Below are 14,796 nucleotides of genomic sequence, written 5' to 3'. Positions count from 1 at the left end.
CTTGCTCTATTGTTTTCAGGGATCAGCCTGCTAACGTGAAGAACTGAAGTACGTTTTTTCCTGAAACAATTCAGCATGCAGCGGATTATATTTCTATTCCACCACCCACTTCTCTATATTCCTTGTTTTTGCACTGAAGTTGATGCCTATCTTAAACAGTTTACGTTCGTCAGCCTCAAAAGGAAGGGCATAATGTTTGTCATTGATTTGTTGCAAAGCCTCTTCAGCCGTGCCGTCCAGTTTAAACTCCATAACGTAAATAAACTTGTCTGTCTGCAAGACCAGGTCTATGCGCCCTTCACTGGTGTGGTATTCTACATTCGTGTAGAAGCCGACCAGTTTAAAAACGATAAAAAGCACATTCTCATAATGTAACTCTTGCTCACGGATGAGTTCATAAGTAGTATCTGCAAAGAAACTTTGCAGACGACGAAAGAAAGAGTTGTAATCACCGGCACGCACTTCACGGACAAATTTCTGGATCTCAAACGGAGATTCCACCTTATCCAGGCTTGTATAAAAGGGAACAAGAAACCGAATAAATCCTTCTTCCACTTCCCGATTAGGGAAACCCAAGTGATATACGCCAAACTCTTTATCATAGCCTTTAATCGTAAGATAACCGCTTTGATAAATCACAGGAATAGGATTGGTTGATTCGGAATCGATACTGTTCAGCACTTGGGTATCGGTTTCCTCATGCGCCATCCGTTCCAGACTATAATGGTGCCTTTTCAATAACTTCACCAAATAGGTCGGCGTGCCTGTTTCAAACCAGTAACTGCCGAACTCCTTGCGTTTGAAAGCGCTAAGCAGGCTAAACGGATTATAAATACCGATAGAATTATGAGTGAAGTGATATCCGTCATAACATTCCTTTAATTCAGCACAAAGTTTATCATATGTTATTTCCTGTGCAACAGCAAATTCATGAAGCTCGGATTCCAGGTTTTCATGGATTTCACACTCGCTAATACCGCATATCCCAACATAATCATTCCACATCGAGATATCCTCCAGGTTATTCAGGTCACTGAATACGCTTACCTTTCCAAACTTGGTCACTCCCGTCAACATAGCGAACTGGATACAGCCGTCCATGGTTTTCAAGGCTCCATAAAAGGGTTTCAGTGTGTTGCGGAATGCTTGTTGTAACTCTTCATTGCCAATGGCCTGCAACATCGGTTTGTCATATTCATCCACGAGGATCACGACACGCTGGCCTGTCTGTTTGCAGGCCCGCTCGATGATTCCAGCGAAACGCAACGAGAAAGAGCGTTCGGACGGGTTTGCACCGTAAAGGCTTTCCCAATCGGACAATATCTTTTCCAACATATTATCCAGACTTTCCGGTCGATCATATTTCTCTATATTCAGGTCAATATGCAGGACCGGATGTTTGATCCAATCTTTTTCAAGCTGTTCCATTGCCAATCCTTCAAACAGTTCCTTTTTTCCCTGGAAGTAAGCTTCGAGAGTCGAGATGAGCAAACTTTTGCCGAAACGGCGCGGACGGCTCAGGAAGTAATAACTGCCCGTTTTAGCCAATTGATAGATCAAGGCGGTTTTGTCTACATAGAAATAACCGCCTTTACGAATCTTCTCAAAGTTTTGGATGCCGATTGGATAGATTTTATTGCTCATATCTTTCTGCTTTAGAATAACAATACACAAAGTTACTGATTTCCTCTCTACTTTCGGCATTTTTAAAGAATACTTTTGAAGATGTGCCCGTTTCCTTTCCGGAAAAAAGAGTAATATTGCATACTGAAACAATTCAATAAAGAAATGGGCAATTCTATACATTTAATCAGCCTCTTGTTACTGGCTTCCGGCTTATCGGTACAAGCCCAGGAAAAGAGAGCCATGACATTCGACGAGATGGTCGGATGGGAACGTATATCCGAACAAAGTATCTCCGACAACGGCAAATGGGTTTACTGCAAAATGGAACCCTGGCGGGGAGATGCCACAATCTTGTTATACAACGACAAAGGCAAAGAGAAAGCGGCATTCAAACCTGCGGCAAAAGCAGAGTTCAGCTCTTCATCCGAATACCTGCTGGTAACAAAGACACCTCCGTTGGAAGAAGTGGAAGCTGCGAAACTGAAGAAAACCGACAAAGATAAAATGCCGATGAACAGTCTTGTCATCTCCCGGCTGGCAGGCGGAGAGGAAACGATCGATTCGCTCAAATCATACAAACTGTCGGAGACAGCCGATTGGCTGGCATACCAGCGCGGAAGTAAAAAAGACTCCACGCTTTACATCCGCTCGCTCAGCGGAATGCAAAAAGATTCGTTCCCGGCTGTAAGCGACTTCGGGTTCGCGAAGAAAGGAAATATCTTATACGTCGTATCTGACTCCGTCCTGTACACCTTCATTCCCCAGAAAGGCAATAACCGGATTTCCGGCGGGAAAGGCGTATTCAAGAAAATAGCGTTCAATGAGGATGGCAGCAAGTTGGCTTATCTGTACTGTGCGGACAAAGACTCGGCCGCCACGCGCAGCAGCCTGTATCTGTCTACCGGTAACGCTCCCGGCAAGCAGATTGCAGAAAGGGGAAATGAGGCATTCCCGGCTTCATGGGTAATCAGCGAAAACGGCAGGGTTTATTTCTCTGAAGATGCCAATCGCCTGTTCTTTGGTACGTCACCGGAACCCAGACAAAAAGACACGACTGTTTTAGCAGAGAACCGTCCGGACGTACAAGTCTGGAGCTGGGACGAAAAAGTACAGTACACCCAGCAATCCTTCAACATGGCTTCCGACCTGAAACGTTCCTACACAGCAGTCTACAACCTCGGCAACCAACGTCTTTTCCAGCTTGCAACCGAAGCACTTCCCACCCTGCAGACCGCCGATGAGGGAAATGCGGAACTGGCTCTCCTCTCCACGACAGAGCCGTACGGAACACAAAGTATGTGGACGGCCAAGCAGTTCCACGACATTTATACCGTCAACCTGGAAACGGGAGAACGCCGGCAGATAAAAGAAAAGGCTCCTTCCTACATGCGCTTCTCTCCGAAAGGGAAATACACCTATTGGTACTGTGAACAAGATAGTTCCTGGTACACCCGTTCCATGGCAGACGGAAAAGAATACCGCCTGACCACTCCGCAGACATTCGTTGCCTGGGATGAAGATAACGACGTCCCCGATTATCCTTCTCCTTACGGAATTGCAGGTTGGACAGACGACGACCAGGCGATCCTGATCAAAGACCGCTACAACATCTGGAAGTTCGATCCGGCAGGTTCTTCTTCTCCGGTAAACCTGACTGTCAACGGACGGAAAGAGCAAATCACCTATTCGCTGATCCAGCTGGACAAAGAGAAAAGATCGTATAATCTGAACGAAGCGCAATATCTCACCGGATTCAACGAAAGTACCAAAGGCTTCGGATATTACACCGCCCGGCTGAACAAACCGATAGTTCCTAAAGCATTGCTTGCCGGCAACTTCAAACTGGCTGCTTTGTCGAAAGCTAAAAATGCAGATGCCGTCATCTATACACAAGAGACATACGAACAATATCCGGATATCCGCTTATCCGATCTTAGCTTCAAGAAATCCATTCAGCTGACAGACGGTATCAGCCAACAGGATTCCATCCTCTGGGGAACAGCCGAGCTGACCTCTTGGATCTCACTCGACGGGCGTCCGTTGGAAGGCGTTATTTATAAACCTGCCGATTTCGACCCGAACAAGAAGTATCCGGTAATCGTGAATTTCTACGAACGCAATGCAAACACCCTGTACAGCTATCATATGCCGAGTCCCGGACGTTCCACGATCGATTATCCGTTCTACCTGAGCCACGGCTTTATCATCTTCAATCCGGATGTACGCTTTACTGACGGCTACCCGGGAGAAAGCTGTTACAACTGTGTAATGCCGGGTATCACAGCCCTGATCGCGAAAGGATATGTAAACGAAAAGGCAATCGGCGCACAAGGACATAGCTGGGGAGGTTATCAGGTCGCTTACCTGGCAACCCGCACCAACCTGTTTGCTGCAATCGAATCGGGCGCCCCGGTTGTCAATATGCTAAGTGCTTACGGCGGCATCCGCTGGGGTTCCGGCCTGAACCGTTCCATGCAATACGAACACGGACAGAGCCGCATCGGCGGCAATATCTGGGAAATGCCGTTGCAATACATTGAGAACTCTCCCCTTTTCAATATGAACAAAGTGACGACTCCGATCCTGATCATGCACAACGATGCCGACGGACATGTGCCCTGGTATCAGGGAATCGAGTTTTTCATCGCCCTCAAACGCCTGCAGAAAACCGCCTGGTTGCTCAACTACACCGGTGAACCTCACTGGCCTTCACGCCTGGCAAACCGTTTGGACTTCCAGAAACGCATGTTCCAGTTCTTCGACCATTACCTGCAAGGCGCCCCAATGCCCAAATGGATGAGCGAAGGCGTTCCGGCGGTAGACAGGGATTTTGAGTTGGGATATTAATCTTTTGCCTATTATCAATGCTTGATTGATAAATATTTATATCTTTGCATATATAGACATGATTAGAAATGAAAGCAACTGGTGACACATTAAGTATGTACATTGATATCCCCGAATCAGAGATATCCATATTCAAATACCTTGCCGAGAAAATGGGGTGGAAAATCCATACTTCCAAAGAAAAAGAAGAATCATTAAACATGGAAGAGGAAACAAAATTGTTTTTTGAAAACTCCAAACGCTCTATGGCAAAACATATGGAAAAATATATTTCAGAATGAAAATACATCAACGGGATATTATTGAGGTTAATTATTTGTTTCCAAACGGAACAACCAAACCTCATATGGCGATTGTCGTATCAAATGATGAACTACAAGAAACAGAAGGTTTTTTCTATCTTGCAATGATTTCATCAAAGAACTATAATCCGCAATATACTTATCCTTTAAAAGACGAGATGCTAAGTAAGCCTCTATCAAAACAAAGTTATGTTATCTGTCAATTAATTGGTGGATATACGGAACGGGATGTTGTTAAGGTTTGTGGCCGTGTAAAAAATAGCTATTTCATTGAAATTATTGATAAGATAAAACAAACGATCTTCTAAAACTCCATTCTGAACATCGTCCGTACATTCGGAATGGACGAGACAGAGAGTTGGCCGCCATGGAGATGCATAATGCGCTGGGAGATAGGCAAACCGATACCGCTCCCTCCGGATTTGGTGGAAAAGAAAGGAGTAAAGATGACAGACAACCGTTCGGCAGGAATGCCCGAACCGTTGTCTGTTATTGTTATAAGAGGATTCCCGGAAGGTCCTGTACAAGCCTCAACCTTCACAATGCCATCAGCCTGCCCTTCTACTGCCTGCAAGGCATTCCGGATTAAATTGATTAAAGCAAGCGTGATCAGATTCGGATCGCCATGTAATTCCAAATCCTTGCCCATGGATTTATTTTCCCTGCCGATGGAATACACAATACGTCCGCTTCCCGGCTCCGCCTGAAGCAACCGTTCCAATTTAGAGAACAGCTCCGGCACGGAAATCATCTTGCATTCCGGTTCCGGCAAGTGCGTCAGGCGATGATAAGAATCAAGAAAAGCCGTCAGGTTCTTCGCCTGGCTGTTGATAACTTCAAGTCCTTCGCGCTGCTGTGCAATATCAGTGTGATCCGCATGTTTCAGCAAATCCGCTGAAAGGGAAGCGATCGGAGTAATGGAGTTACGGATCTCGTGTGTCAACACCCGGAGAATACTCTCATAGTAAAGGCTTTTCTCTTCAATCTCAATATGTTTCTCACCAAGTTGCTGCATAATACAATTCATATCGGCATACAAAGTTCTTAAGAAAGGATCATTGGATTCAGCCGGGAAATGTTGTGTCGAATCTTCATTCCGCATCGCTTCAAAGAAGACGGATAGTTTCCGGTTGAAATGGCTTGTCAACCGGATAACAAACAGAGTTATCAACAGGATAAGCAACAGACATACAAAAGATAAAGTATATGACAGCTGAGTTATTAACAACCAGGAGCCGATCAGGGATAAAAGCACAATCAATACTACACTCCCCACAATCTTTGCATATAACCCGCGACTGTACATGGAACAAAGATAGACTATTTACCGTACATCTGCAAAACAGCAATAACGCATACGAATTGCACGTTTATTTACGAATATGTAGTAATAAACTTGTTTTTAATAAATTAAATTGCTTTATTTGTATCACACAATCTAATCAAAGTAGTTATGAACACAACAACTAAACTTTTAGGCAGCTTGCTCATCACAGCTACAGTTGTTTCCTGCGGAACAGGAAGCCAGAATCATTCTGCAGATGTAAAAGATCCCTTGGCTAATTGCCCGGTGGTCGGGCAGTATGTACAAGTGGGTAATGACAAAGTAATGTCATGCGATCAGAAGTTATTAACCGATACTGTCCGCCTGCCCCTCAGCTTTTTCACGGAAGAAATGGACATTATCAGATTGGACAACCGGGACGAGGCGCTGATCGGAGAAACCGCCATAACCGCTTCGGAAAACTATCTACTGACACATACAGGATATCCTCCTAAACCAATAAAGCTATTTAACAAGAAAGGAAACTATCTGACAGATATCGGTTCAATCGGACAAGGTCCCGGAGAATATCAGAATGTATATGACATTCAGCTGGACGAGGCTAACGACCGGATATATGTAATGCCTTGGCAAAGCGCACAACTTCTGGTGTACGACCTAAAAGGAAATGTCTTAAACCCGATCCCGCTCTGTCTCCGTTGCCCGAAATCAAAATTCCGGGTAGACACGAAAAACGAAACAGTATCAGTCGTGGTGCTTCCGTTCGAAGGATTACCTGCCGTAGCCTGGACACAAGATATGAAAGGTAACCAGCAAAACTACATAGCACCAGGTCACCTGGGAGTGCCGATGGATTTCAGTAACGAAGTATCATCCGGTTTCAATATGCAGGATGTCTTTGACGTGAACATTCTGTCTATCATGCCGACACGAGTCGATTCACTATACCGGTATGATATTAAAAACAATCGGATGCAACCCACATTCACGATGAAGTTTACAGCCGACCCGATCCCCTGGCATGGATATGGCGAATGGGCCGACTACTATACGGGAGACGTATCTGCTCCTCCTGTACAAGTGCCGGGCGGTTGGCAAAATGGGGAAACGATCTTCTATCTCATTGACAAAAAGACTTGCCGAGGCGCATACTTCAGACTTTACAACGACTTCTTCGGCAATGAAAACATAGGATGGCCCAGCATGGCCTTCTCCAACGGCTACTACGTCCGCAACATCGAACCGGGCAACTTGCTGACCGATATAGAAAACGCATTAAAGAACAAAAATCTCTCCGATGCCAAACGCAAGAAGCTGACCGATTTGCAGAGCACGATCGGCGAGAACGACAACAACTATGTCATGATCGCCAAGCTCAAAAAATAGTATAATCTATAAACCAAGCATTATGGACACAACAACGAAACTATTAGGAGGCTTGTTTATTACAACAATGGCTATGTCTTGCGGAACAGGAACCCAAGAACAGTCTGCAAAAGAAGAAGATCCATTGGCAAACTGTCCGGTAGTCGGCCAGTTCGTACAGGTCGGAGATAATCAAGTCTTGTCATGCGAGCAGAAACTATTGGTCGATACAGTAAGTATTCCACTCAGTTACTTCGCTGAAGAACTGGAAATCGTAAAACTGGATGACCGGGACGAAGCTATAGTCGGACAAACCGCAATAACAGTCTCTGATAATTATCTCCTGGCACACAGTGGATATCCACCAACGGCGTTCAAGCTCTTCGACAGGAAAGGGACTTTCCTTACTACCGTAGGGGCAGCCGGTCAAGGTCCGGGTGAATATCAGGCCGTCAGTGACGCCCAGATCGACGAACTGAACCAGCGCATTTACCTAATGCCCTGGCAAAGCGACAAACTGTTGGTTTTCGACATGCAAGGAAAAGCTTTAGAACCGATTCCACTCGGTAGCCGTTGCCCAAAAGCAAGATTCTATGTCGATCCGGTCAAAGAGACCATCACCGTTGCAACGCTTCCCTGGAAAGATACACCGGCAGTCGTATGGATACAAGATATGACAGGTAAACACCTGCAAGAAATAGCGCCGGGACATCTGAAAGCAGAGCACGATACCTTCAATCAGGAACTCATGTACAGTTCTACTCTTCCAGACGCATTCAATTACTGCTTATATCTCATGTTTCCACCACGAGTGGATTCCCTATACCAGTATGATATGGAGAAGAATCAGCTGAACCCGGCCTTCACTTTCAATCATACGACAATCGATCCCGTTCCCTGGCACGGCTACTTTGAATGGCCGAATCATTATACAGGAGAATTCTCTGGACCTCCCGTCGAACGAAAAACAGATATCGCAAAAGTCTATACACCAGGAGAAACTTTCTCTTATATCATTGATAAGAAAAGCGGTAAAGGTGCCTACTTCAAACTGTATAACGATTATTTCGGTAATCTGGACATTAGCCGCCCCGATGGCATTTTCAATAAAGGATATTTCGTCCGCAGCATCGAACCGGGTAACCTACTGACCGATATAGAGAACGCTTTGAAGAGACAGGACCTCTCCGAAGCCATGCGTAAAAAACTCACGGACCTTGAAAGCACGATCGGCGAGAACGACAACAACTATGTCATGATCGCCAAGCTCAAAAAATAGTCTTCCATGAATAAACAACTACTTTTAATCCTGTTGCCGGCGATTCTGCTGGCAACAGGATGTAAACAGCAAAAGGCTTACGATGAAGGGGAAACAGCAACGCAGACTGCACCTCATCAGCCACTCCCGCCGAAATACACGGCGCAATACGACCGGTCTGTTCCGCCTGCACGCATCGACATAGAAAAAGCAATTGCAGATTCCGTTCCTGTCAGCCTGAGTAAAGTAGCTTCTACTATCGAATACTTTATGGTTGGAGACGACAAATATCCGATCACGGATGTAGTGGCGACCAATGACGGCTTCATAGCCTTGAACCAGCCCAAACTATATTTGTACCGCAAAGGAATGAAGCGGAAACGGGTTGGATTGAAGACGACGTTCGGCAATTGGGAACACGGTGCAAAAATATGTATCGATAAAACCACCACCCGGTTGTATGCCCATCTAAAAAGAATTAATGAAGAGACGGGTTACGGTGAACGGTACATCGCGGAATTACCTCCGCTGGACAGTGTACTGGCGCGAGTTTACTACCTTTATCCCGACTCACTTCCTACACGCCATTTCATACCTGTTAATATCCAGAAAGGCATAGACTGTTTTTCTCCGGAAATCTACGTGACACCGATTAATATCGGAATCGAAAAAGGAATCCAGACATTTACAATACAAGGGGACACGCTTTGTACCTTCTACGCCGGAATCGATTCACTTGGTAAAGTTCCTGATTTTGGATTCTTCGGTTCAATGTACCACACTGCCTATTTCTATGAAAACCAAATTACTTTCCGTACATCCTATTGTGATACGATCTATCGGGTAACCGATGAACAGACCTATAAAGCTGAATATTATATCCATATGGGGAAATATCGTGCACCCGCCAGTTATATATTTAACGGGGGTGAAAGGAAAAACAAAGCTTGGCTGACTGATCTAAAAGAAAACAAACAAAGTCTTTTTCTCAAAATCTTTAAAGAAGGGAAAAGTACAAAAAGCGGCTGGCTGGATGCAGACCGCGAGCCGGATATGCCTTCTGTAGAGCGTCAAGTTGTCTATTTAAAATCATCCAAACAAACCTTCGCCCTTCCTGTGAAAGCAGGAGGACTGGCTAACGATCTGGACGGCGGTCTGCCGTTCTGGCCGGATGGACAAACAGATGGCTACCTTTATATGATCCGTCCCGCCAAGGAGCTGAAAGCCAAAATCAAGCTGACAGGCTCGCCCAAACAGAAAGAGCTGAAAGCATTCCTCGACGGTGTGGATGAGAAACAGAACGTAATGATTGTAATCAAATAAAAAGACATAGCAGACAATAATGAAAACACTTCTTCCCTTCCTACTCCTTTTCCTGTTCGCCAACTGCAACAGTAAAAACAATCCGGATTCAGAAAAAGAGGATAACGGACAACCGCTTTGTATCGATCTGGCTGGAAATATAAATAACACGGTTGCTTCCCTGCCTTTGAGCGAAGCGGCGGAAAAGGTGGATATTGTCCGGTTGGAAACTTCTGATAAATCTTTTATCAGGGGAGTTGAAGACATAGAAGTAACCACTCATGATATTTTCGTTTTTGATCGAAACGAAGGTATATTCCGGTTTGACCGACAAGGCAAGTTCCTAAACAAAGTCGGTAAAAAGGGAGAAGGACCGGAAGAGATCCTTTCGATCTGGCAAATGATGATCAATGAAGCCGAGGAGGAAGTATATCTTTATTCCTTAATTGACAAGAATTGCATCAAAGTATATAATTTCGACGGTTCTTTTAAAAGGGTTGCGCTCCGGAACCGAATGGAAAATACATTTTATGGACCAAGCAACCTGATTTTTTCTTTTAAACATTATTTCTTCCTGCAGCAAGAACTTCCTGTCTTATTTATCGAAAATAACCCTGAAATATGGTCATTTGCATTAACAGACAGTTGTTTCAATATTCAAAAGAAATTCTATAATCCAAGTCTGGCAGGGAAAGACGAAGAAATTATTCAAAATTGTGCCCCTAATTACGGTTGGAAAAACTACTGGATGGAAGGTCTGACCGACACAGACACCTATAACCAGCAACTTATCATGAAATACGCCGGAGTAGACACCATATATCAATACAACGAAAACAACCAAGAGTTTGAACCATACTATACTATTCTTTCAGGCGAGCAACCTTCTTTTGAAATGGCACATCAATGGATCAAAGACCCGGCTTTCTTTAAATTTCTATGGGTATATAAACTGTTCGACACCCAAGAGTATTTATATCTCCTCGCAGGAAAGTCCAATGTCGTCCACACCTTCCGGTACGATAAGCAAAGCGGAAAGATTGCAGTCGCTAAAAAAGAAAGTACTATCATAGAAAGACCGTTTCCCGGCTCTCCGAACTTTGTCTTTCGTGAGTTAAGAAAGAAATTCCAATTGCAAAACGACATTTCCGGCGGTGGCGACTTCTCCGTCGACTACAAATCGCAGGGCAAATACTGGATTGACGAATGCACCCCTTCCGACCTGTTGGAACAGATCGACGTAGACGGACTGAAGACCGGGAAAGTGAAAGACGAAGCAGCGCGCGACAAACTCGTCCAAGTGCTAAGTACGATCGCAGAAGATGATAATCCGGTTCTGTTTATTGCCACCCTGAAATAATTCACTATATTAGCTGCAAATACAAATTCATATGAAAAAACAGTTCTTTTCATTAAGCCTACTGTCCGCCCTGCTGGCAGTCACCGGATGCAAGCAGCAGACCGGCGAGGCAAAACCGCATATCCCGACCGCTCCTCAGATGGAAGCCCGCGTAGACCGTTCCGAGCCAGTGAAGATTGTGGATATAGAGCAAGCTTTCCAGAAACCCGAACAGTTGAAATTAAGCCAGATTGCTTCGGAAATCGAATATTACACCGTTGGCGATGCCCGCTATCCCGTCACCCAAGCGATCGAAATACCGGACAGCAACGCGTTTATCACCTTCAACAATCCGCGTATCTACTACCGGAAGCAGGGTATTCCAAGCAAACGATACGGCTTCAAGGCATTAGCCTATAAATGGAACAACGAGATGAACGGGCAGACCCTGTTTTACGACAAGAAAACAACCCGCATGTATGTTGCCCTCAGCGGTAAAACGCAAGAGACACGACTGACAGGAGCCGACAGCACTCCCTGCATCGGCGAACTGCCTCCGCTGGACACCATGCTGACAATCACCAACTACGTGTTCCCTGAAAACCTGTCGGCTGAATATTCGCTGAACTTGACATACGACAAGCTGTTAGGCTTTTCCTCCACCGGCTACACCCTGTGCCGCTACGGAGAGAAGACAGGAGAACCGGATGGCATCACAACATTCAACCTGTTGGGCGATACGCTCTGCAAGTTCCGGCTGAAAGAGGGGGAAATGACCCCGCGCACAGTTACCGATAACATTCCATTCTTCCAAACATTCTTCTGGAATACACAGCAAGACAAGATGACGTTCATGATGCCCTATTGCGACACCGTCTACCAATTGCGTGACCCGCAAACCATCGCACCGCTATACGCCATCCATTACGGAGAGAAAAAACTCGCATTGTCCGACTATAAAGGAGAAATCCCCGAAGGACGGATGTGGCAGAGGACATTCTACGAGAATCCGAAAGGGCTGTTTATAGGCCTTTACCAGAAAGGAAGTCCGATAATTGCCGACTGGATCGGCTGGGAATACACCTACAAACCGACCCTGACCCATCAAGCGGTCTACCTGAAAGACGAAGGACGGACCGTTCTCCTGCCAACAAAAATGGTAAAAGGAGGCAAAGGATTTACCAACGACCTCGACGACAGCGGCCTGGCTTTCTGGCCGGACGGACAAACAGACGACTGCCTTTATATGCTCCGCACAGTAACGGAAATGCGCGAGTTGGTGAAACGCAACGGCTCGCCGAAGCAGAAGAAGCTGCTCGAGCTACTGGACAATCCGAAAGTATTCGAACGGGATTATGTGATGATTGTAGTAAGATAGTGAAAGCCTAACAATCAAGGCGCAAGGATTTGTCAGGATGGAGCCTTACCCGATGGATGCATGATATAGAGAGTATCTTGTATAAGCTGTTTAGGGAATGACAATGGGGCTATGTCAAAAGCCCCATCCTTCTTAAAATCCCATCGCCTTTTTTATTACTGTCATATCTTCTTCCGAGGTCAGCATTTTTAATAATTCAAATGCGACATTTGGCGCTGTCTCCGGGCAATAAGACGTAATAATATTACGATCGACCACTATCGGTTCGTTCACGACATTCACCCCAAATTCTTTCAGCTTTTCTTGAAAAAAGCCGTCTTTCAGGTGGTAAGTAGTTGCTTTCCGCCCCTTAAGAACTCCGCTTTTTGCAACAGGGAATGCTCCGGAACAAACTGTCGCGATAATTTTACCTTTCGCACTAAATTCCCTGATTAATTCCAAGAATCTTTCATCATACGCTTCTTCATAAAAACCGAATTCTCCAAATCCACCGGGTATTGCTAAAGCCTCATATTCATCGACATTTATTTCACTAATGGTTCTATCTACTATGACAGGTACGTTAAAAGTGCTTATGACTTTTTCTGTAAAGCCACACGTGTCTACGAACAAATTATGTCCATAATCAACTCTGGCCCAACCCAAAACATCTATAAAAGGGCAAAACTCCATAGTCTTGAACGCCTTTGCCAGAAATAATAATACTTTTTTCTTCTGCATACTTTTCAAAATTAACAATATAGTAAAATATCTATCAGTTTCACTTTTCTCATAAGTTGCTCATCCCGGGGACAAAGCTACAAGCCATATTTACGCATCTTATTATACAAGGTCTGACGGCTGATATTCAGCTGCTGGGCACAAAGTGTCAAATTACCGTTCTTCTCGTGCAGCACCTCGCTGATAAACAACTTCTCCATCTCTTCCAACGTAACCGGACGGGATGTGGAAGTTGTTTCTTCCATGTAGAAATCATCCGCCTCCAACAAAGACGAGTCAGACAGCAGGACAGCCCGTTCGATCGTTTGCTGCAAAGCCAGAAGATCGCCCTTTTGTATCAAGAGCGACAGTTTCAGCAACCCTTCAGGAGTAATGGCTGGCAACGGTTTTCCATAAGCCAGTGCATACTTCTTCAGCAAAGAACCGACAAGCAACGAAACAACCTCTTTTGCCGAGACGGAATCATCCTTCTGTTCCTTCCGCCGTCTGAAAGCATCCTGCAAGGTCCTGATCAGTTTATCATTATCCCAAGGCTTCACGATAAAATCAGCCGCCCCGCGTTTAAGGGCGGAAACAGCCAACTCGATATCTCCGAAAGCCGTTATCAACACCACCGCCGGCGGATTGGGACGCTCGACAATCCGTTCCAGCCAGAACAATCCCTCAGCCCCATCCTGCCGCCCGGTCCCAAAATTCATATCTAACAAGACCAGATCGACATCGCCTTCGCGCAACAAGGCAGGCAGAAGCGCCGGTTGCGACACTCCCACTACCGTCTTAAACTCGCGTGCCAGAATCATTTTCAATGTTTTCAGTACCGCTTCGTTATCATCTATCAGGATTATTTTTCCTTCCGGCATACTTATCCTCTCTTTTTTATAGCAACAAAAATAAAACATTATAAGACATCTTTCTTGAGATGCAGGCTTTTTAAATTAATTATTTCTTTCCAACAATAGCTTCAAAGCCTTACCCTTTGCAACACAAATATTGTTATACCAGGTTTATAAGGAGTGAATGGATGCCATATCCTTTGTCGAAGTAGTGCCGATACATTGGAAGAGGCCATACATATCTAAGAAAAAGAACCTGTAAATGATGATTTATCGGTGCGTCGCTATGTTTATATTACCGGACGCAGATTTCGCAGACGACGCAGAGGAACGCAGATCATTTATTGTTTCAAATATGCCAAATTTTGAACATCCTACAAATAAAGAAAAATACAATAACCCCCTTTTCGGCCGTTTTTCTATTTCGTCCGAAATCTTGATCGATTTTGGATTGACTCTTTTCACGGTTTTAGTCTGATCGGATGACAATAGAAAAAATGAGATGCGCAGTCCGTCTCGGAAAGCGTACAATTTGATTACC

General features: G+C 45.0%; 12 protein-coding genes. 8 read left to right on the top strand and 4 right to left on the bottom strand.

The window, feature by feature from the left end; translation table 11 throughout:
- Positions 1-93: 93 nt before the first annotated feature.
- The gene (locus DWW90_RS15675) at positions 94-1,644 is read right to left on the bottom strand and encodes an ATP-binding protein (protein ID WP_122332736.1); all 1,551 of its coding nucleotides are present in this window, start codon (positions 1,642-1,644) and stop codon (positions 94-96) included.
- 144 nt (positions 1,645-1,788) lie between these two features.
- On the opposite strand from DWW90_RS15675, the gene DWW90_RS15670 reads away from it, so the two are divergent.
- From DWW90_RS15670 to DWW90_RS15660, 3 genes are all read left to right on the top strand, one after another.
- Positions 1,789-4,473 carry a prolyl oligopeptidase family serine peptidase gene (locus tag DWW90_RS15670; protein WP_122345639.1) on the top strand — a complete coding sequence of 895 codons (2,685 nt, stop codon included), beginning with the start codon at positions 1,789-1,791 and terminating at the stop codon, positions 4,471-4,473.
- A 68-nt stretch (positions 4,474-4,541) separates the two neighbouring features.
- Complete coding sequence (locus DWW90_RS15665) at positions 4,542-4,754, top strand: hypothetical protein (RefSeq protein WP_122345638.1); 213 nt, start codon at positions 4,542-4,544, stop codon at positions 4,752-4,754.
- The gene (locus DWW90_RS15660) at positions 4,751-5,083 is read left to right on the top strand and encodes a type II toxin-antitoxin system PemK/MazF family toxin (RefSeq protein ID WP_122345637.1); all 333 of its coding nucleotides are present in this window, start codon (positions 4,751-4,753) and stop codon (positions 5,081-5,083) included. Before DWW90_RS15665 ends, DWW90_RS15660 begins: the two co-directional genes overlap by 4 nt.
- Here DWW90_RS15660 and DWW90_RS15655 read toward each other — a convergent pair.
- On the bottom strand, positions 5,080-6,081 hold the full coding sequence (locus tag DWW90_RS15655) for a PAS domain-containing sensor histidine kinase (protein ID WP_122345636.1): 1,002 nt from the start codon (positions 6,079-6,081) through the stop codon (positions 5,080-5,082). The two genes, DWW90_RS15660 and DWW90_RS15655, sit on opposite strands and share 4 nt — an antisense overlap.
- Before the next feature lie 147 nt (positions 6,082-6,228).
- Here DWW90_RS15655 and DWW90_RS15650 point away from each other — a divergent pair, with 147 nt between their 5' ends.
- From DWW90_RS15650 to DWW90_RS15630, 5 genes are read left to right on the top strand one after another with little or no spacing between them, the layout of a single operon-like run.
- On the top strand, positions 6,229-7,446 hold the full coding sequence (locus DWW90_RS15650; protein ID WP_122345635.1) for a 6-bladed beta-propeller: 1,218 nt from the start codon (positions 6,229-6,231) through the stop codon (positions 7,444-7,446).
- A gap of 22 nt (positions 7,447-7,468) precedes the next feature.
- A complete protein-coding gene (locus DWW90_RS15645) occupies positions 7,469-8,704 on the top strand; it encodes a 6-bladed beta-propeller (protein ID WP_122345634.1) in 1,236 nt (411 codons plus the stop codon).
- Between the two features lie 6 nt (positions 8,705-8,710).
- Complete coding sequence (locus DWW90_RS15640; RefSeq protein ID WP_122345633.1) at positions 8,711-10,006, top strand: DUF4933 domain-containing protein; 1,296 nt, start codon at positions 8,711-8,713, stop codon at positions 10,004-10,006.
- Positions 10,007-10,025: 19 nt separating this feature from the next.
- Entirely contained in the window at positions 10,026-11,345 is a 1,320-nt protein-coding gene (locus DWW90_RS15635; protein WP_122345632.1) for a 6-bladed beta-propeller, read from the top strand.
- A 31-nt stretch (positions 11,346-11,376) separates the two neighbouring features.
- Positions 11,377-12,702, top strand: coding sequence for a DUF4933 domain-containing protein (locus DWW90_RS15630; protein WP_122345631.1), 1,326 nt, complete (start codon positions 11,377-11,379; stop codon positions 12,700-12,702).
- Between the two features lie 132 nt (positions 12,703-12,834).
- Here DWW90_RS15630 and DWW90_RS15625 read toward each other — a convergent pair whose 3' ends face one another.
- Positions 12,835-13,422: a DJ-1/PfpI family protein gene (locus tag DWW90_RS15625; protein WP_122345630.1), complete on the bottom strand. Its 588-nt coding sequence runs from the start codon at positions 13,420-13,422 to the stop codon at positions 12,835-12,837.
- Between the two features lie 77 nt (positions 13,423-13,499).
- Entirely contained in the window at positions 13,500-14,282 is a 783-nt protein-coding gene (locus DWW90_RS15620; RefSeq protein ID WP_115500069.1) for a response regulator, read from the bottom strand.
- Between the last annotated feature and the right edge of the window lie 514 nt (positions 14,283-14,796).

The organism is Parabacteroides sp. AF17-28, from assembly GCF_003479205.1.
GTDB classification, from domain to species: domain Bacteria; phylum Bacteroidota; class Bacteroidia; order Bacteroidales; family Tannerellaceae; genus Parabacteroides; species Parabacteroides acidifaciens.
The sequence above is the reverse complement of the archived record's forward strand: the minus strand, read 5'-3'. Positions and strand labels throughout refer to the sequence as shown.

Coding starts and splice junctions, on each gene's coding strand:
- DWW90_RS15675 (WP_122332736.1), bottom strand. CDS start 1,644: ATGAGCAATAAAATCTATCCAATCGGCATCCAAAACTTTGAGAAGATT.
- DWW90_RS15670 (WP_122345639.1), top strand. CDS start 1,789: ATGGGCAATTCTATACATTTAATCAGCCTCTTGTTACTGGCTTCCGGC.
- DWW90_RS15665 (WP_122345638.1), top strand. CDS start 4,542: ATGAAAGCAACTGGTGACACATTAAGTATGTACATTGATATCCCCGAA.
- DWW90_RS15660 (WP_122345637.1), top strand. CDS start 4,751: ATGAAAATACATCAACGGGATATTATTGAGGTTAATTATTTGTTTCCA.
- DWW90_RS15655 (WP_122345636.1), bottom strand. CDS start 6,081: ATGTACAGTCGCGGGTTATATGCAAAGATTGTGGGGAGTGTAGTATTG.
- DWW90_RS15650 (WP_122345635.1), top strand. CDS start 6,229: ATGAACACAACAACTAAACTTTTAGGCAGCTTGCTCATCACAGCTACA.
- DWW90_RS15645 (WP_122345634.1), top strand. CDS start 7,469: ATGGACACAACAACGAAACTATTAGGAGGCTTGTTTATTACAACAATG.
- DWW90_RS15640 (WP_122345633.1), top strand. CDS start 8,711: ATGAATAAACAACTACTTTTAATCCTGTTGCCGGCGATTCTGCTGGCA.
- DWW90_RS15635 (WP_122345632.1), top strand. CDS start 10,026: ATGAAAACACTTCTTCCCTTCCTACTCCTTTTCCTGTTCGCCAACTGC.
- DWW90_RS15630 (WP_122345631.1), top strand. CDS start 11,377: ATGAAAAAACAGTTCTTTTCATTAAGCCTACTGTCCGCCCTGCTGGCA.
- DWW90_RS15625 (WP_122345630.1), bottom strand. CDS start 13,422: ATGCAGAAGAAAAAAGTATTATTATTTCTGGCAAAGGCGTTCAAGACT.
- DWW90_RS15620 (WP_115500069.1), bottom strand. CDS start 14,282: ATGCCGGAAGGAAAAATAATCCTGATAGATGATAACGAAGCGGTACTG.